General features: G+C 42.5%; 14 protein-coding genes. 13 read left to right on the plus strand and 1 reads right to left on the minus strand.

What is annotated here, in order from left to right; genetic code table 11:
- The 5 genes from lysA to C509_RS26190 form a co-directional block, all read left to right on the plus strand.
- Positions 1 to 1060: diaminopimelate decarboxylase (gene lysA / locus C509_RS0115135; RefSeq protein ID WP_018707772.1), on the plus strand; the 1060-nt coding region annotated here is incomplete at its 5' end.
- An 84-nt stretch (positions 1061 to 1144) separates the two neighbouring features.
- A complete protein-coding gene (locus C509_RS0115140; protein ID WP_018707773.1) occupies positions 1145 to 2860 on the plus strand; it encodes a sigma-54 interaction domain-containing protein in 1716 nt (571 codons plus the stop codon).
- 28 nt (positions 2861 to 2888) lie between these two features.
- Positions 2889 to 3755: a dipicolinate synthase subunit DpsA gene (dpsA, locus tag C509_RS0115145; protein WP_018707774.1), complete on the plus strand. Its 867-nt coding sequence runs from the start codon at positions 2889 to 2891 to the stop codon at positions 3753 to 3755.
- Between the two features lie 280 nt (positions 3756 to 4035).
- Positions 4036 to 5583 (plus strand): glycine betaine uptake BCCT transporter, encoded by a 1548-nt coding sequence (locus C509_RS0115150; RefSeq protein WP_373315312.1) that lies wholly within the window; start codon positions 4036 to 4038, stop codon positions 5581 to 5583.
- A gap of 16 nt (positions 5584 to 5599) precedes the next feature.
- Entirely contained in the window at positions 5600 to 5755 is a 156-nt protein-coding gene (locus C509_RS26190; protein ID WP_018707776.1) for a hypothetical protein, read from the plus strand.
- Between the two features lie 5 nt (positions 5756 to 5760).
- Here the strand turns inward: C509_RS26190 and C509_RS0115160 are convergent, their stop codons facing one another.
- The gene (locus tag C509_RS0115160) at positions 5761 to 6564 is read right to left on the minus strand and encodes a TetR/AcrR family transcriptional regulator (protein ID WP_245542489.1); all 804 of its coding nucleotides are present in this window, start codon (positions 6562 to 6564) and stop codon (positions 5761 to 5763) included.
- 121 nt (positions 6565 to 6685) lie between these two features.
- Between C509_RS0115160 and C509_RS0115165 the strand changes: the two genes are divergently transcribed.
- From C509_RS0115165 to C509_RS0115200, 8 genes are all read left to right on the plus strand, one after another.
- On the plus strand, positions 6686 to 9769 hold the full coding sequence (locus C509_RS0115165) for an efflux RND transporter permease subunit (protein WP_018707778.1): 3084 nt from the start codon (positions 6686 to 6688) through the stop codon (positions 9767 to 9769).
- Positions 9770 to 9856: 87 nt separating this feature from the next.
- Entirely contained in the window at positions 9857 to 10435 is a 579-nt protein-coding gene (locus tag C509_RS0115170; protein WP_018707779.1) for a uracil-DNA glycosylase, read from the plus strand.
- A gap of 859 nt (positions 10436 to 11294) precedes the next feature.
- Entirely contained in the window at positions 11295 to 12494 is a 1200-nt protein-coding gene (locus C509_RS0115175; protein WP_026319886.1) for a sensor histidine kinase, read from the plus strand.
- The gene (locus tag C509_RS0115180; RefSeq protein ID WP_018707781.1) at positions 12494 to 13153 is read left to right on the plus strand and encodes a response regulator; all 660 of its coding nucleotides are present in this window, start codon (positions 12494 to 12496) and stop codon (positions 13151 to 13153) included. Before C509_RS0115175 ends, C509_RS0115180 begins: the two co-directional genes overlap by 1 nt.
- Before the next feature lie 481 nt (positions 13154 to 13634).
- Complete coding sequence (locus C509_RS0115185) at positions 13635 to 14570, plus strand: ABC transporter ATP-binding protein (protein WP_018707782.1); 936 nt, start codon at positions 13635 to 13637, stop codon at positions 14568 to 14570.
- An 11-nt stretch (positions 14571 to 14581) separates the two neighbouring features.
- A complete protein-coding gene (locus C509_RS0115190; RefSeq protein ID WP_018707783.1) occupies positions 14582 to 15796 on the plus strand; it encodes an ABC transporter permease in 1215 nt (404 codons plus the stop codon).
- A 12-nt stretch (positions 15797 to 15808) separates the two neighbouring features.
- Positions 15809 to 16972 carry an ABC transporter permease gene (locus tag C509_RS0115195; RefSeq protein ID WP_018707784.1) on the plus strand — a complete coding sequence of 388 codons (1164 nt, stop codon included), beginning with the start codon at positions 15809 to 15811 and terminating at the stop codon, positions 16970 to 16972.
- 387 nt (positions 16973 to 17359) lie between these two features.
- Positions 17360 to 18817, plus strand: a complete 1458-nt coding sequence (locus C509_RS0115200; RefSeq protein ID WP_018707785.1) for a protein adenylyltransferase SelO — start codon at positions 17360 to 17362, stop codon at positions 18815 to 18817.
- The last annotated feature ends 14 nt before the right edge of the window (positions 18818 to 18831 follow it).

Below are 18831 nucleotides of genomic sequence, written 5' to 3' on the forward strand. Positions count from 1 at the left end.
ATCAGGCGGGGAGTTGTATACGGCCATTGCTGCGAAATATCCGGTTGAAAAAATTCATTTTCATGGAAATAATAAGAGCGAAGAAGAGCTGGAAATGGCTTTGGATCATAAAATCGGCTGTATCGTTGTCGACAATTTCCACGAGCTTCATATGCTCCATCACCTATGCCAGGAAAGAAAACAAATCATTAATATATTGCTCCGTGTGACACCTGGAATTGAGGCTCATACCCATGACTATATCCTTACCGGACAGGAGGATTCGAAATTCGGATTTGATCTGGAGAATGGGCAGGCGGAAACAGCGCTGGCTATGTCTTTGGAAAGCGAGTATTTGAATCTGCTCGGGCTCCATTGCCATATTGGGTCACAAATTTTTGAAACAGCCGGCTTTGTGATGGCCGCCAAAAAAGTTTTGGAAAAATTAAGTCTATGGAATGGTGAATATGGCTTTGTCCCTCAGGTTCTAAACCTTGGAGGCGGATTTGGGATTCGCTACACGGAAGGGGACACACCTCTTTCTCCTGAACAGTATGTCGAAGAAATGATTGTAGTCGTGAGAAATGAGACAGAACGGTTGTCGCTTCCGATGCCGGAAATTTGGATCGAACCTGGGAGGTCGCTTGTTGGGGATGCAGGCACAACCCTATATTCGATCGGTTCCAGAAAAGATGTCCCGAATGTAAGGAAATATGTGGCTGTTGATGGCGGGATGAGCGATAATATCAGACCTGCTCTATACGACGCCAAATACGAAGCTATACTGGCAAACCGGGCGCTTGACAAGCATGACGAAGTTGTATCGATTGCCGGGAAGTGCTGTGAATCCGGCGACATGCTTATTTGGGACCTTCCGCTCCCAGAGCCAGGAACACAGGATATTTTAGCTGTTTTCTGCACAGGGGCGTATGGTTATGCGATGGCAAACAATTATAATCGGATTCCAAGACCGCCGGTTGTTTTTGTTGAAAATGGAAAAAGCAATCTTGTTATTAAACGTGAGACCTATGAGGATCTGGTCAGACTTGATGTCCCTTTTGGTGAAAAGTCCACCATATAAAATACTCTGTCCACTATTTTTCCCCCGTGTTAAGATGATATAAATTATAAAAATTATAATTTATACAGTTCGGGAGGAAATAGGATGGCAGTATATACTCCGATGACCCTTTTAGTCATTGGCCATCAAGAAGATATGGTGAATAAAGTGAAGAAATGGGATGAAAAAGGGTTCTTTTCCATGGTTGGTGTACTAGATCCGCTTTTTGATCAAGCCCAAAAAGAAATCCCGTTCTTTCATTCGGCAGAACCATTCATTGAACAGGAAATTGATATCATTTTGATGGCAGTAAAGGAAGAAGCATATCGCAAAGAAACTGAAAAATTGAAAAGAAAAAACAGATTGACAATCGGGCCTGAAACCTTTTGGATTCTGGAAAAGATGGCCCGGCAAATAGATGAAATTCAATCTCTGACCGAAGAGCAAAAGTTTTTTCAAACCATTTTAATGCATTCGCATGAAGGTGTGCAGTTTGTTGATTCTGACGGTATTATCCGCTATATAAATCCCTCGTTTTCCAGAATTACAAACGTAACTCCTGAGGAAAGGCTTGGAAAGCACATTGAAGAGGTATCGCCAAATGGGTCATTAAATAAAGCTTTCAAAACGAGAGCCCCTGTTTTTGGATATAAATCTTCCAGTGTAGGGTCAAATGTCGAAACGGTTGCCAATGCGGCCCCCATTTTTGTTGAAGGTAAGTTCATCGGGGCAGTTGCCACTTTCCAAGATGTCACTGAAATAAAGTACCTGACGGAAAAATTGATGGAGCATGAACAGGATCAGAGTCGGATCAATCAACAATCCGGAAATGGATATCAAGCAAAATATTCTTTTGGCCATATTATTGGAGAAAGTGAAGGAATAAAAGAAGCTTTGCACATGGCAAAGAAGGCGGCGCGAACCCGTTCTACAGTATTAATTACGGGGGAAAGCGGTACAGGGAAAGAATTATTTGCCCATGCTATTCATGCTGAAAGTAAATTTAATGATAAACCTTTTGTCACGGTTAATTGTGCAGCCATTCCAGAAGATTTATTGGAGAGCGAATTATTCGGCTATGAAAAAGGGGCGTTTACACACGCGGTCAAACAAAAATTGGGCAAAATCGAACTGGCGGACGGAGGCACTTTATTTTTAGATGAGATTGGTGAGATGAGCCCCTCTTTACAGGTGAAATTGTTAAGAGTTTTACAGTATAAGGAATTTGAAAGGATTGGTGGATTAAGGAAAATTAATGTGGAGTTCCGGATTATCGCAGCAACAAATGCGAACTTGGAAAAATTGGTGTCAGAGGGTAAGTTTCGTGAAGACTTATATTATCGGATAAACGTCATCAGACTTGAAGTGCCGCCTTTAAGACAAAGAAAGCAAGATATCCCTTTATTGGTACAAAAGCTTATGGATAAGATTGCCCAAAGAATTGGATTTCATCCAATGCAGGTAACAAGCAAAGGCATGTCGATTTTATCTGAACATGGTTGGCCGGGGAACATTCGTGAATTGGAGAATGTTTTAGAAAGATTAATGAATGAGAGCCCATCATCTGTGATACCGGATGATCTGGTAAAAAAGCATGCTCAAAAAATGTTGAGATCATCAACGAAGAAAGAGACAGATACTCCCCTCGTTTCTGCGTCTTCCGCTTCGCTATTGTCATTGAAGGATATTGAAAAAGAATATATTCAAAGAACTTTAGAACATTTTGGCAGGTCGTTGGAAGGGAAAAAGAAGGCCGCCCATTCTTTGGGAATATCCATTTCAACGCTCTATAATAAAATAAGAGATTACCAACTGGAATAATAGTGTTATATGAAAGGCGGTATTGTCAGTGGAAAAAAATTCTGATTTATTGATTTTGGGCGGTGATCAGAGGTATTTGGAAGTCATTAATCAATTGGCTTCAAAAGGGCTGCATATTGTTTTAGCCGGATTTGATCAAATGGCTTTTTCCCATCCCAACATAAGTAATCAAAAAGTAGATCAGGTGGATTTTGGACAAATTGATGCCATTTTACTTCCATTGAATGGAACAGGTGCCGGTGGAGTAGTCGAGGCTGTGTATACGGATGAAGCAGTGGCTTTGTCGCCCGATATGTTAAAGCGAACACCGGACCATTGCATAGTGTACACGGGAATTTCAAATGAGTATTTGGATAAAGCTGTCGATCAGGCCGGCAGAAAGCTTGTGCGTTTAATCGCCCGGGATGATGTTGCGATTTTAAACTCGATCCCTACGGCGGAAGCAGTATTAAAGATTGCTATAGAAGAAACGGATTATACAATCCACGGTTCCAACGTGATTGTGCTGGGGTTTGGCAGAACGGGTGTAACTTTAGCAAGGCTGTTCTCAGCTGTAGGTGCCAATGTATTTGTAGCCGCCAGAAAAGATTCCGATTTTGCACGGATAACTGAAATGGGGCTGCACCCGGTTCATTTGGACCATTTAGTCGATTATATTTCTGACATTGATATTTGCATTAACACAGTTCCTCATATGCTGTTGAAAGAAGCAATTCTTTCAAAAATGCCGGTGTCTGCCCTGATTATTGATATTGCCTCAAAACCAGGAGGTACGGACTTCTCGTTTGCGGAGGAAAAAGGTATAAAGACGATCCATGCCCTCGGTTTGCCAGGAAAAACGGCTCCCAAGACAGCGGGGGAAATCATTAGTAACGTTTTGTTCAAGTTGTTATAAATTAATTAACAAAGCATAGCATAGCAGAACTATGTTGATTGTGTGAGGAACTTCCAATATGCCATCCGTAGTCCTTTTAAATACATAAGCTCTTGATCTGATTGTATTTCATTTAAAATGCAAGTGCCTGTCAATTATGGCAGGCTCTTTTTGCGTGGTGTGATCACTCTGATAGCAGAGGGATTGAAACCCCAGACATGATGCATCTCAAAAAAATCTTTTCGATGAATTCATTATTTCCCTTCGGGAAAGATATCAGTATTCGATTTTTGCAAGGGAGATGGCTTGTGTGTGCAAAATATCAATAGTCTTTTGGATTTCCCTCGTTATTGCAATTGTCTTTGTCGCCTGGGGAGTCATTGCGCCAGTTCAATTGGGAAAGATGATGGATCAGACGAAGGCATTTTTCCTGGATTCATTCGGCTGGTTTTATCAATTGTCAGCAACCTTTTTCCTCGTCTTTGCCTTATTTTTAATATTCAGCAGATATGGAAGGATTAAGTTAGGGAGAGATGAGGATAAGCCAAGCTTTAGCCGTCCTACTTGGTTTGCCATGTTGTTCAGTGCCGGAATGGGGATTGGTCTGCTGTTTTTTGGCGTTTCAGAGCCAATTTCACATTATGCAAGCCCTCCTGTTGGTGAAGGAAGTACGGCGCAATCCGCCCAGGCTGCTTTAGTATATACCTACTTGCATTGGGGATTTCACGCATGGGCCATCTACTCAGTTATTGCACTTATATTAGCTTATTATAAATTCAGAAAGGAACGGCCAGGTCTAATGAGCACGACGCTTTCCCCTCTCTTGGGCGGAAGGGAGAAGGGTGCCATAGGGACGGTCATTGATGTGGTCGCTGTATTTGCTACTATCTTTGGTGTGGCGGCTTCGCTGGGATTGGGGGCTGCCCAAATTAACGGGGGCCTGCACTACGTGGCAGGGGTACCGAATAACTTTACAGTCCAGTTGATAATCATTGCTATCGTAACCGTCTTATTCATTTTGTCGGCAAGTACGGGTCTGCAAAAAGGGATTAAATATTTAAGCAATGCCAATATGATATTGGCAGTAATCTTGCTTGTAAGCATTTTATTTTTAGGTCCAACGAAATTTATCCTTAATATGTTCACAACCACTTTGGGAAGCTATATACAGAATTTGCCAAGTATGGGTTTAAGACTTGCTCCCTTTAATAAGGAACAGGCAGCCTGGATTAAAGACTGGACAATTTTTTACTGGGCGTGGTGGATTGCCTGGGCTCCGTTTGTCGGAACATTCATCGCCCGTGTTTCTAAAGGAAGGACAGTACGGGAATTTATGGTGGCTGTTCTTATCATTCCGACGCTTGTCTGCGCATTCTGGTTCTGCGTTTTTGGAGGAGCGGCCATTTTTTATGATTATTACAAAGGAGCTGATATTGCGGGGCAACCCCTTGAAACAGCTCTGTTCCATGTATATGATGTGTTGCCATTCACTGGGGCATTTGTCATTGTCACACTTTTACTGATCACCACATTCTTTGTAACCTCAGCTGACTCTGCCACTTTTGTATTAGGGATGCAGACAGCGTATGGAGCTTTGAACCCACCAAATTTCGTGAAAATTATTTGGGGTATCTTTCTATCTGCTTCGGCTATCGTATTAATGCTGTCTGGTGGGCTTAATGCCATGCAGACAGCCATTATTGTCAGCGCCTTTCCCCTTACTTTCGTACTTGTTGCCATGGCATTTTCTGTTTTAAAAGACTTTAAAAAAGAAATTCCTCCAAAAGTACACAGTAAGAAAACAAAGAGGAAAAAGGAAAAAGAGGAGCCAGAACCAAAGCTGACATAAGCAAAAAGGTTGGCAAGTGAAAGGCAAATGGTCTGGGATATACGGTCCCATTGGGAGCAAAATACCTGAAATGTGGGCGGGGGCGGAGGACGCAGCGCATGAGACAACCAGAGATAGAAGACAATCCAAAAGAGGCAATCATACCGGTCTTTCTTATGGTGTGATTGCCTGATTTTATTAAAATCCATAATATTTCCGGAGTAAATAGGAGATCCATTCACAATGAGGATGGTTCCGTATATTTTCCAGCAGACCCTTCACGATCGCTGGGCTAAAAGTCGGTTCCAACAGGTGTTGCTTTAACAGAACTAATGATTCTTTTTCAATTAATTCTTCCATTTCTTCAATTTTTTCTTCAATCACTGAAAGGATTTGTTCCTTCGATGTTTTTTCATTTGCCGGAAACGTCCGGGTAATTTCCCTTGAAAGGAAGGGGATAGTCGTATATTTCGCCAGTATATTTGTTTTTTCCACAAGTGATTGGGCCAGTAGCTTCAAATCAACCGGTGCATTACAGAATAGAAGATAATTTGTGTAAGTGTTTAAAAGTCCCTTGATGCAATAGATTAAATCATACTTCGACTCCTTGACTTCCTCGCCATATACCCGTTCCACCATGGTTAAAATGATTTGCTCGAATGATTTTTCATAGGAATACATTTTTTCCATGAATTTTTCGTTAAATGGCTGCATTTGTTCCTTGAGTAGAACTTTGGCAAAGTCCGTGTGTTTTTGAAAGAGGTCAAACATTGTTTGATAAAATTCAAATATTAGAGTCTCTTTTTCAGTGTTTTTGACCAGGTAGTCAGTTCCGGATAAAGTCAGTTTCGCAAAACGATCAATCAATGCTAGTATCAATTCTTCTTTTGATTTGAAGGACAAATAAAAAGCACCTTTGGAAATACCGCAATGTTCTGTTATTTGCTGAATGGATGTGGCTTCAAACCCTTGTTTTGCAAAAAGTTCTAACGCCTTTTCCATAATTAATTGTTTTTTCACTATGATAATCGATCGCTCCCAAGGTATTCATTTGACAGATGACCAATCGGTCATTATTATAGGTAATTGGAACGATAAAGTCAATTTTGGGGCAGGTGTGAATGTGAAAGGGTTAGTCAATTTTGTCTTAAAGAATAAACTTGCTGTATGGCTGCTTACAATCATCATTACGGTATCGGGTATTTATTCAGGGACACGAATGAAAACAGAGACGATCCCGGATATTTCCATTCCTTTCTTAATGGTAACGGGCGTATATCCTGGAGCGACCCCTGAACAGGTAATGGAAGAAGTATCGATGCCGATAGAAAAAGCGGCAGAGGGGCTAGACCATGTAAAAGCTGTTTATTCCAATTCCTATTCCAATATGGGGAGTATTCAGGTGGAGTACGAATATGGCATCGATATGGACGAAGCCAAAAGAGAATTAAAATCTGCGTTGGATAACATAGAGCTGCCGGAAGGGGCAGAGGAGCCGACAACATCTGCTATCAGCATGAACATGATGCCGGTTATTGCCTTGAGTGTCAGCAGTTCAAAAGAAGACATTGTCGAACTTACGTCAACAGTAGAGGAAAGTTTGCTGCCGAAAATCGAAAAACTAGATGGTGTAGCTTCAGCCACCATTACCGGTCAGCATATCGAAGAAGTAGATCTCACGTATGACAAAGCGAAAATGGATGAATTGGACTTGACTGAAGATAAAGTCAAAGAAATAATCCAAGCCAGCAACATGGATGTTTCATTAGGGCTTTATGAGTTCAAAGAAGGCGAGCAGGCTGTATCAGTTGATGGGAAGTTCATGACTGTTAATGAATTAAAGAATATGTTAATTCCTGTCACACCATCGGCTGCCAATCCATCCCCATTTGTGAAACTTAGCGATATCGCAAAAACTAAGTTAGTCGGAAAGGTTGAATCAGTTTCCCGTACAAACGGAAAAGATGCCATTGCAATCCAAATTGTCAAAGATCAGCAGGCAAACACAGTTGATGTAGTCAACAATGTGAAGAACCTGATAAAAGATGAAAAGGCGAAGTATAATGGCCTTTCCATTGACGTAACGCTTGACCAAGGAGAACCGATCGAGGACTCCGTGGCTACGATGATTGAAAAAGCGTTATTTGGCGGATTGATAGCTGTATTAATTATTCTGCTTTTCCTTAGGGATTTCAAATCAACGCTCATCTCCATCATTTCAATTCCAGTGTCTATTTTCATGGCATTAATGCTGTTGAATTGGATGGATATTACGTTGAATATTATGACGCTTGGTGCGGTGACAGTCGCAATTGGACGGGTCATCGATGATTCGATTGTAGTTGTTGAGAATATTTACCGGCGCTTACATTTAAAAGAAGAAAAATTAAATGGTCGAGCCCTTATACGTGAAGCGACCATTGAAATGTTCAAGCCGATTATGTCTTCAACATTAGTGACAATTGCCGTATTTGCCCCGATGATTTTTGTTGGTGGCATGGTTGGTGAGTTATTTATGCCGTTTGCTTTGACGATGGCGTTCGCGCTTGGTGCATCGTTGCTTGTGGCGATCACGATTGTACCAGCCTTATCTCATTTCTTGTTTAAAAAGAAACTTTATGGTGAGAAAACGGAAAAAAGCCACAAAGGTCCTGGCAAATTGGCAAATGGATATAAAAGCTTTCTTAACAGGGTGCTTAACCATAAAATCATTGCCTCAGTACTCGCAATTGCTTTATTAGTCGGAAGTTTGGCGTTAACGCCACTCATTGGTTTCAGCTTTTTAGGCAGTGATGAAGAAAAAGTGATGTATCTGACATACACGCCAAAAACTGGGGAACTGCGTGACGATACCTTGAAAAATGTTCAAGTCGTCGAAGATAAAATGCTGAAACGTGATGATATTGATATTGTCCAAGTATCTGTAACAGAAGCTGGCGATCCCTCAGCTGCAATGATGGGCGGCGGATCAGGCGGCGCTTTGATGTATTTGATCTTTGATCCGGATATGGAAAACTTCCCGGAAGTAAGGGAGAAAATAGAAAAATATGTAACTACCCTTGAACAATCGGGAACTTGGAAAAGCCAAGACTTCTCTTCAATGTCTGGCTCTACCAATGAAGTGAGTTACACCCTCTACAGCGAGAATTTAGATAAGCTGAATGAATCGGTTAAAAAAGTGGAAGATGTCATGAAGAAAAATGACGGACTTAAAGATGTATCTTCCAGTGGTGAGGATGCTTTCGTTAAACATACCTTCAGGGTTGAACAGGCTGATTTGCTGAAACATGGATTGACAACGGGTCAACTCGTGATGATGTTAAACCCTCAAAAAACAAAAGATGTGTTAACGACGGTAGAAAAAGACGGGAACTCTTTAGATGTCATAGTCCAGCAAGAACAGGCTTCCCAACCGAAAACGATAGATGAACTTCTGGATAAGAAAATCCCGACAGCGCTTGGGAAATCAGTTCCGCTTTCAGATCTTGTCAAGGTAAAGAAAGGATCTACGTACAACACGCTTGACCGCAGTAAAGGTGAATACTATGCAACGGTTTCAGGGACAGTTAAAGGAGACGATATATCCAAAGTAACTTCCCAGATTGGTAAAAAAGTAGATCAGTTGGATCTGCCAAAAGGTGTGACTGTCGATATTTCCGGCGTGCAGGCTGATATGGATGAAACATTTACACAGCTTGGCATGGCTATGTTGGCGGCAATTGCCATCGTGTACTTCATCCTTGTTGTCACCTTCCATGAAGGTGTAGCGCCATTTGCTATTTTGTTCTCACTGCCATTTACCGTTATTGGATCTTTCGTCGGCTTATTCCTTGCCAATGAAACTATTTCAGTCTCTGTCATGATGGGGTTATTAATGTTAATTGGTATCGTCGTGACGAACGCAATTGTTCTGGTCGACCGGATTGTCCGTATGGAACGAACTGGACTGACGATGCGCCAAGCGATATTGGAAGCTGGAGCGACACGTCTCCGTCCAATTCTTATGACTGCGATCGCTACAATTGGTGCATTAGTTCCATTGGCACTTGGTAATGGCGGAGGAGGTTTAATCTCCAAAGGTCTTGCAATTACCGTTATCGGTGGTTTGGCAAGTTCGACATTACTCACTTTGATTGTTGTACCGATTGTATATGAAGTATTGTCCAAGCTATTCAAGAAAAATCGTAGAAAAATAGAAGAAAATTAATGAATGGAGCCCAGCAAGTGAAAGTTCTTGCAGGGCTCATTCTTTTTTATGCATTGGGGTATCCTATGTAAAAAGGAGCGTGAAAACATGACTTCATTTTGCCCGGAAATCTGGCCGGAGGACCCAACACCTGAGTCTCAATTGGACTGTAGGAAATGTGGATTGTATCAACAAGGGTCCCGGATGATATGGGGAGAGGGCAATCCAAATGCTCCCATCATGCTCATCCTTGACAATCCTGGAGCCCGTGAGGACCGACAAGGGAATCCAATGGTCTGCGGGACGCGGCAGACATTGCAAAAAGCATCCTATGAGGCCGGTTTGGATAAAAGCGAGCTTTATGTTACCTATATTTTAAAAAGAAGGCCTGTCCGCACATATGACAAGGAGCAGGTCCGGACAATCTGCATGCGCCATTTGGAAGAACAACTGCATGGGCATCGGCCTGGAATCATTGTCTGTCTGGGAAACGTGGCGGTACAGTCATTTTTTCGCAACCCGGAGCTTGATGTTAAAGGTTTGCGGGGAAGCCTGTATAAGGTGAACGGATATCAAACCACTGTGGCTTACCATCCGCTGGCTGTCAGGCGCCGACCCAATTTATACCCTCAGTTTCTTGAAGATTTGCGGTTTGTGGCAGCAATGCGTAATAGTCCTGCGGATTAGTAGGGCTTTTTTCTAAAGTAGAGAAAATAGACTAAGACTTCGATTCGGGTAGAAGTTTGTTTTGTCCACCATCACCTCGAGGTCATAAGCCTCTTATTTTTGAAAGTTAACGCCCGTATTATGCTATTCTCCTAAGGCTTCCCGCCTGTACTTTCCTTATTATCTTAACGCTGGAGGAAAAATGGTATACTGTGAATATGTCTCGCTAAAAAAACAGGGCGGGGTTAAGGAAAATCAACGATATTAAAAAAGTTGTTTGTGTAATTGCACTACTTTTAAAAAGCATAGATTTTATGGATACGGAGCAGGGCATTGTCCAAAACTATATTCTCTATATGATTTAGGGTTTTGCACAAAGTGTTTACAAGGTGGTTTTGATAATTTCTAACCGGGCTGTATATGGTGTGACGGATGCGGAGGAGATGGAACGTAAGCTCTCCAAGGCGAGTGAACATCCTTTAAAAGCCGTTATACAAAAACAGTACGAGACGAGAGCTATACCCTGTGCATAGAATTATAATTTGTAAGTGGATATATATATATAAATACTTCGACGAATTGGAGAACTTTATGGGGGTTCCTAGATTCATTGAAGTAAAACTCTTTTTAATCTTATTCTAAACATCAACCCGATACCCAGATTCGCGGTAGAGATTCCTTTCTGGTCATTGTAGTACACTGCTACACCTATCTTGAGATCTGATTCCGCACTTTAATCCTCATTAGCATACATGAGAACGAAAAAGCTGCAAATTTAATGAAGTCCAATCTTCTCAATTCGTGTATTATATTTTTAAATCGATTTTATTAGGAGTCGAAAGTGAAGCATTCGGAAATGTTAGTTTTTGGAGGTGCCTCTTTGAATTTAACGCTTTTAAGCAGTATCCGTTTGGTTATGATGATTCTGCTCAGTTATTTTTACTATATGAGCATCGAAGATCATACAACAGCTCAAACAGCGTTTGTCATTATAGCTGTTCTAGGTTTCTGTATCAATCACTTTTTGATGATTTCGTCATTCGCAAACAAGTATTTTTCTTTGGTTCTAGGGCTTGATACAATTCTAATTCTCTGCTTTGTTATATTCTTCCCGGAACAGACGCTTTATTTGATCCTGTTTGGAGTCAATGCTGTTACTCTTTTTTTAAAAGTTGACAATAAAAAGTTGCTTTATGCATTTTCCCTTGGGTTTTTCATCATATGGGGAGGGAGTATCCTCTATATCTATCAAAAGACCGGAACATTTGATATACCATCAAATATAATCAATTTTACTTTTATTGTATTCGCAACTATTGTTGGCCGGCTCATTCATAAACTGCAGAATGCACAGGAAAAAATCAAAGCTCAGTATGATGAACTCCAAGAAACGCATCATGCGTTAACAAAAGCACATGAACAGCTGCATGGTTATTCCATGCAAGTGGAAAAACTGACACTTGTCAAAGAGCGCAATCGCATCTCAGGCGAGATACACGATACCGTTGGACATAAAATGACAGCATTGCTCGTTCAGTTGCAGGTTGCCAAGGAACTCCTTAATATCCAGCCTGAACAAAGTAAGGAAACAATTATTCTTTGTGAGGAACTGGCAAGAAATGCCCTTCAGGAATTGCGTCTATCTGTCCGTACGTTAAAGGAAGATAATCAAAGCCAGTCATTTATTGCTACAGTGAAAAAGATTTTAGAAGATTACCAGGAAATGACGGGACTGAAGTCCAATATCTATGTGAAGGGAGATGTCTTGCAAATCCCCCCTTCCATTCAGTTCGATTTGACCCGGATGATACAGGAATCCATAACAAACGCCGTCCGTCATGGCCAGGCAACAGAGTGCCATATATCGATTGAAATATCCGAGTCGGCGATTGAAACATCCATTAAGGACAATGGAACAGGGTCACCGGGAGTAAATCCCGGATTTGGAATGAAGAATATGAGGGAAAGGGTTCTTCATCACGGCGGCCAAATTGTTTTTGAAAGCAATCCGGAAGAAGGGTTTATTGTAAAAGCAAGTTTTCCATTGAGGGAAATGCGCTGGGAGATGGGGGGAGCGTAGTGATCAAGGTTTTAATAGTAGACGATCAGGAATTAATGAGGGATGGCCTTGCTACGATTTTGAACTTAAAGCCCGAAATCGATGTGGTGGGGGTCGCTTCCAACGGAAAAGAGGCATTTGAAAAAGCGGAGCGGCTTCGCCCGGATATCGTATTAATGGATATTCGGATGCCAATTGCCACCGGGGTGGAAGGTACAAAGCTAATTAATGCTTCATTGCCGGAAACAAAAGTATTGATGCTAACTACGTTCAATGACAGCGACATCATTTTTGAAGCTTTGGAAGAAGGGGCAAGCGGCTACCTGTTAAAAGACATGCCCACGGATGCGATTGTTCAGGCTATCATGACTGTCCAATCTGGAGGGATGGTTCTGCCCAAAGAATTGACTGCTGAGATCGTAAAAGAAATGAGAAATAATCAAACAGCAGGTCATGCTGTCGAAGCTGTTCCTTCGATCATCAATGAATTGACAGAGCGCGAACTGGAAGTATTGAATAAACTCGGCCTAGGCTTGAACAATAAAGAAATTGCCGCAGAATTATTTATTTCCGAAGGCACTGTCAAAAACCATGTGTCTAACTTAATAAGTAAGCTTGAGCTGAGAGATCGGACGCAGGCAGCGATTTTTGCCGTCAGGCATCATATCACTACCTTCTGATAGATGACTTTTAGCATAGTGCCCCATGACATACAGCTAATATAGCTGTATTTTTTTATGGAAAAATCTATCTCCAGGGAGATTTCGTGTAAAAGGATCCCCGATATAATGGGGTTAATAAGAAAAGCGTAAACGCCTTGCTCAGCGCGGGCAAACAAGACGATTCCCGAGTAGGCAGTACTTCAGCCAAGCGGCTGACTTCCATCACATTATGTGAAACTTCTCTGAGTATCCTTCATGCAGCTTTGCGACGAGCTGAACAAGACTTCCTGGGATATCCTTTGGAGCTTAAGCCCATTCTTCCTTACAGGCTTGATCCTTGCAGGGCTAGGCGCTGGCCGACTTAGGACGCCACGTCCTGTGGCGCCGTCGGCACTAGGACATCCTGTCCGTCGAAGCTGGACAGTCATTTAGTCTTGAAAATATATAGATTCTTTTTTTAAAAAAGGCGGCGAAATTTTTCAAAAAAGGGAGTGGTACCATGTTACAGGTGACGGATCTTAAGAAAAGCTATGGAAAAAAAGAAGTGGTAAAAGATGTTTCTTTTACAATCAAAAAGGGTGAATCATTCGGACTGCTGGGTCCTAACGGTGCGGGGAAATCGACCACGATATCAATGATTTGCGGACTGATTCCTTACGATGGCGGAGAAGTATTGGTCGATGATCAGTCGGTGAAAAAGTCTCCGATGGAAATAAAGAGAAAAATTGGTGTAGTACCACAAGAAATTGCCCTTTATCCGACGATGTCAGCAAGGGATAATTTGCTGTTTTGGGGAGCCATGTACGGCCTGACAGATACAGAAGCAAAGAAACGTGTGGAGGAAGTGCTGGAATTTGTTGGCTTGAAAGACCGGGCAAAAGATCGGATTGAAACTTTCTCCGGCGGAATGAAACGAAGAATCAATATTGGTGCAGCTTTGATGCATGAGCCAGAGTTACTGATTATGGATGAGCCGACGGTAGGGATTGATCCACAATCGAGAAACCATATTTTAGAGACAGTCAAGAAGTTGAATGAAAAAGGGATGACCATTATTTACACGAGTCATTACATGGAGGAAGTAGAGTATTTATGCAATCGGGTCGGAATCATCGATCATGGAGAAGTCATTGCGGTGGGGACGCAAGCTGAACTTTGCGGCCGGCTGGTCGGTGGATCTGTCGTTCAATTGACTGTGGAACAAGATTCTTCTGAAGCGATGGATGCGATAAAGAATTTGGAGAATGTGAGTGGGGTTGTCAAAAAAGAAGGGTCGAATGTAATTGAAGTTTTAACGCAGCGGCCGCATAAGATGCTGGGTTCCATTGTAGCAACCGCAGTGAATCATGGAGTAAAGATAGGATCAGTTGAAATAAAAGAGCCGAATCTTGAGGCGCTTTTCTTACAATTAACCGGGCGGTCATTACGGGATTAGGGGGATTATGGGTGAAAGCTTTTACGATAGCAAACAAAGATATGAAAATTCGTCTGCGGGATCGGAAGGGATTCATTACGTTGTTACTGATGCCGTTAGTTTTAACAGCCATCCTTGGTTCGGCACTCAGCGGCCTATTTAGTGAAAGCGGCTCAATACCTGATACATCAGTTGGAATAGTCGTATCTGCAGATGATGATTTGACTGATCAGTTTGTAAACAAAATTTTACAGGGCGATGAATTAAAAGAAAGTATTGCGCTTAAGGAATTTAATTCTAAAGCAGCCTTAAAAAAGGCTGTAGGTCAGCAACAGGTTGATGTCGGGGTCATTATTCCCTCTGGCTGGGGCGAGGGTCTGATGATGGGTGAAGTGAAGGAAGCAACTATTTTGAGCGATCCTGAAAAAGAAATTCAATCCACGATTATGAAGTCGATCATGACATCTTTTATTGACAGGGTGACTTCTGTATCGATTGCCTCTGAAGTTGTGTCGAAAGAATTATCGTCAGCTGTACCTGTTTCGGATCAGAAAGTCGATGTTGTAAACGCAGTATCGGGGCTTGCAAATGACCTTTCCGAAATTGCCGGAGCCCAATTAAACGCGGTAACGACTAAAGAGGGTGGCAAGGAGCCAATTTCCGGAATGCAGTATTATGCAGCCGCGATGTGTGCCATGTTCGTTTTATTCAATGTAACCTTTGGTGCCAAATCGATTGTCCAAGAACGTAAAACGGAGACATTGGCACGACTGTTGAGCAGTCCGATCCACCGTTCCTCTATTATTACTGGTAAGTTTTTGGGAACCTTGTATTTCTCCTTCCTCCAATTTTTGGTGTTTGTCACAGCAACCCATTATCTGTTTGGAGTGAGTTGGGGAAGTAATATTTTACAGGTCCTCGTGATCGGACTGGCGTACTCCGTTACTGTTGCGGGTTTCGCCATGATCATTGCAGGGATTATTACGGAAGAGAAAACAGCAGACACCGTTGGCGGAATTGGGGTTCAAATACTGGCATTGTTGGGCGGTTCGATGATTCCGGTCGCGACATTTCCAAACAGTCTGCAGCAACTTGCGAATATTGCGCCTAACAAATGGGCATTGGGAACTTTATTAGAGATAATGAACGGCACTGCCTGGAGTACACTTATTTTACCTGTTTCCGTACTCGTTTTAAGCGGGCTGCTGGCATTGATGGTTGGCTCGCTGAAATTAAGGGCCAGATAGGAGAGGAAAGTTATGAAGAAAGCAAAAGCCATTGCGGTTTTTGAAATAAAAAGAATTTTTAAAAAGCCGCGGTCATACATTCTGATGTTCGGGATGCCTCTTTTGTTTACGTTCATCTTCGGAGGGATTTTTTCCGGTGGAACGGACGATAAACCAAACATTGCTGTGATCGATCGTGATCAATCGACTTTATCACAATCGTTGGTAAAAGAGTTGGAAAATAAAAAAATCATGAACATGAGGATTGAGAGCGCCGAAAAGGCACGGTCAGAGTTCGAAGACCAAAAAATAACAGGATATATCCGAATTGATGAAGGCTTTGAGGAACAGATGCTGAGGAAAGAAGTTCCAAAGGTTGTGTTTGTTCATTCCCCGTCGTTTAATGGGGCGACAATGATAGAGCAAGTCATAAACGATAGCATGGTGAAACTGAGAATAGGAGCGGAAGCTGCCAGCGTTTATCAGGATATGACAGGCGGGGACTGGAAAGGGGTTCAGAAAGAAATCGCGAAAGGACTTTCGGAAGCCTCCGAAGGAATAAAAAACGTAACGGTCACAAAGAGTAAAGAGCTCGCTTCCATGAACAATATGACGGCTTTTTCTGCAGGGTTTACAATTATGTTCGTCATGATTGCAATGCTTATCAGCACAGGAGTGTTCCTTGAGGCCAGGCAGACGGGAGTGTGGTACCGAATGATGTCTGCACCTGTATCAAGAAAAGAGATCTTACTTGGGTATTTGGGAGCCTTTTTCTTGATTGGATGGATTCAATTTGGCGTTTTGATGCTCATATCTACATTTGTTTTTGACGTTTATTGGGGAAATGTATTGGGAAACTTCGTTCTTGTTTCAAGCTTGCTTCTGTGCATCATAGGTTTGGGCCTTTTTATCGCAGGATTCGTACAAACGTCGGAGCAACAAACTGCATTTGGCAATTTGATTATTGTTTCCACTTGTATGCTTGCCGGCGTCTATTGGCCGGTTGAGGTCATGCCGGATTTTATGCAGAAAATGGCCATGTTTGTTCCGCAATATTGGGGGCTGGAGGGCTTTGCTGAATTATCCGGAAGAGGCGGTACGGTGGTAGATGTCCTTTTGCCAAGCGCAGTTCTGCTTGTTTTTACTGCTATCTTTTTAATCGTTGGAATGTCGAGAATTCGTTTTGATAGGGGTTAAGACGAAGGAGCATTTCCCTGTAAAAGGGTCTTTCTTTTTTTTAGGATAATCACATGTATCTTGTCATATAAAGGGTATAATACAAGAACAGACGCAGTAATGTCCATATAATCGTAAGGTCCTTCCTGATGTCATCTATACTCCTGAACAAAGGCCTGGCTGGAACGGCCGTCTGTAAAATTTCTGAGCAGAACAAAGGCCTGGTCATCCAAATAGGAAGGGGTCTATCCACATGAACAGGTCCCTGACTTATCGGAACAATGGTGTTTAGAACAACTTCATAATTTCGGAATATCGAATTGCCTAAGTCGCAGATTTGGTTTTTAAACAGACACAAGGATTCATTTGAAAGATTTGTGTTATTAACCTAAAAGGAAAGGAGAAATCATGAAAAAGGAAACAGGATGGAACTTTGACAATAGTTATGCCCGCTTGCCGAAGATGTTTTATTCTAACATCAAACCGACTCCCGTAAGGTCCCCTGAATTGGTGATACTCAATGGAGAATTGGCAGCATCCCTTGGGTTGAACGCCGCAGCATTAAAAGGTGATGGCGGTGCAGCGGTGTTTGCCGGAAATGAAATTCCGGAAGGGGCGGAGCCGTTGGCTCAAGCTTATGCCGGACACCAATTCGGCCATTTTACGATGTTGGGTGACGGCCGTGCGGTACTGTTAGGAGAGCAAGTGTCACCTCAAGGAGAAAGATTTGATATTCAGTTGAAAGGTTCAGGGAGGACGCCTTATTCTCGCGGAGGTGATGGCCGCGCAGCGCTGGGTCCGATGCTCCGCGAATGTATTATCAGTGAAGCCATGCATGCACTGGGAATCCCCACTACCAGGAGCCTGGCGGTTGTGACAACGGGTGAACCGGTAATGCGGGAAACAAGGCTGGAAGGTGCCATTTTAACCCGTGTCGCGGCGAGTCATTTACGTGTTGGTACTTTTGAATATGTCGTGAGATGGGGCGGTGTTGAGAACCTGCAAATCCTAGCTGATTATGCAATTCATCGTCATTTCTCAAAGATCGATGATGATGAAAATAAGTATTTGTCTTTTCTTCAGGAAGTCATTAAACGGCAGGCCGCGCTTATCGCGAAATGGCAGCTTGTCGGCTTTATCCATGGGGTGATGAATACAGATAATATGGCTATCAGCGGAGAAACGATCGATTATGGCCCATGTGCGTTTATGGATACGTACGATCCAAAGACGGTATTTAGTTCAATCGACCATCAAGGCCGCTATGCTTATGAGAATCAGCCGCTGATCGGAGGATGGAACCTTGCCCGTTTTGCTGAAACGCTCTTGCCGCTGCTTCATGAAGATAAGGAAGAGGCTGTTAAACTGGCCCAGGAAAAGGTTTCCGGTTTTAATGATATTTTTCACTCACACTGGCTTGCAGGAATGAGAGCAAAGCTCGGCCTGTTTAATGTCGAGGAAAAGGATGAAGAGTTGATCAAAGATCTTCTTAGCCTGATGGAGAAGCACCGTGCAGATTTTACGAACACTTTTCTTGCTTTAACCCGCGATGAATTTGATGAGTCAAGCCTTTATAAAACGGAAGAATTCGCTCAATGGAAAATGCGTTGGGAGACAAGAGTGGACAATCAGGAAGAATCCAAAGCAGATTCGCATAAATTGATGGAGAATAGCAATCCTGCGGTGATCCCTCGTAACCATCGGGTGGAGGAGGCCTTGGAAGCGGCAGTCGAAGAAGGGGATCTAAGTGTAATGGATCGGCTTTTGGAAGTGCTATCGAATCCTTATGGATATGCACCGGAAAAGCCTGAATACACAAAGGTCCCGGCAACGGACATTCCTTACCAGACTTTTTGTGGAACTTGATAACATCTGCTTTA

The sequence above is a fragment of the Siminovitchia fordii DSM 16014 = CIP 108821 genome, from assembly GCF_000374565.1.
GTDB classification, from domain to species: Bacteria; Bacillota; Bacilli; order Bacillales; family Bacillaceae_C; genus Siminovitchia; species Siminovitchia fordii.

Bases quoted from the DNA above. Each gene is read 5' to 3' on its own strand.
- C509_RS0115140 (WP_018707773.1), top strand. From the start codon at position 1,145: ATGGCAGTATATACTCCGATGACCCTTTTAGTCATTGGCCATCAAGAA.
- C509_RS0115150 (WP_373315312.1), top strand. From the start codon at position 4,036: ATGGCTTGTGTGTGCAAAATATCAATAGTCTTTTGGATTTCCCTCGTT.
- C509_RS0115160 (WP_245542489.1), bottom strand. From the start codon at position 6,564: ATGGAAAAGGCGTTAGAACTTTTTGCAAAACAAGGGTTTGAAGCCACA.
- C509_RS0115170 (WP_018707779.1), top strand. From the start codon at position 9,857: ATGACTTCATTTTGCCCGGAAATCTGGCCGGAGGACCCAACACCTGAG.
- C509_RS0115185 (WP_018707782.1), top strand. From the start codon at position 13,635: ATGTTACAGGTGACGGATCTTAAGAAAAGCTATGGAAAAAAAGAAGTG.
- C509_RS0115195 (WP_018707784.1), top strand. From the start codon at position 15,809: ATGAAGAAAGCAAAAGCCATTGCGGTTTTTGAAATAAAAAGAATTTTT.
- C509_RS0115200 (WP_018707785.1), top strand. From the start codon at position 17,360: ATGAAAAAGGAAACAGGATGGAACTTTGACAATAGTTATGCCCGCTTG.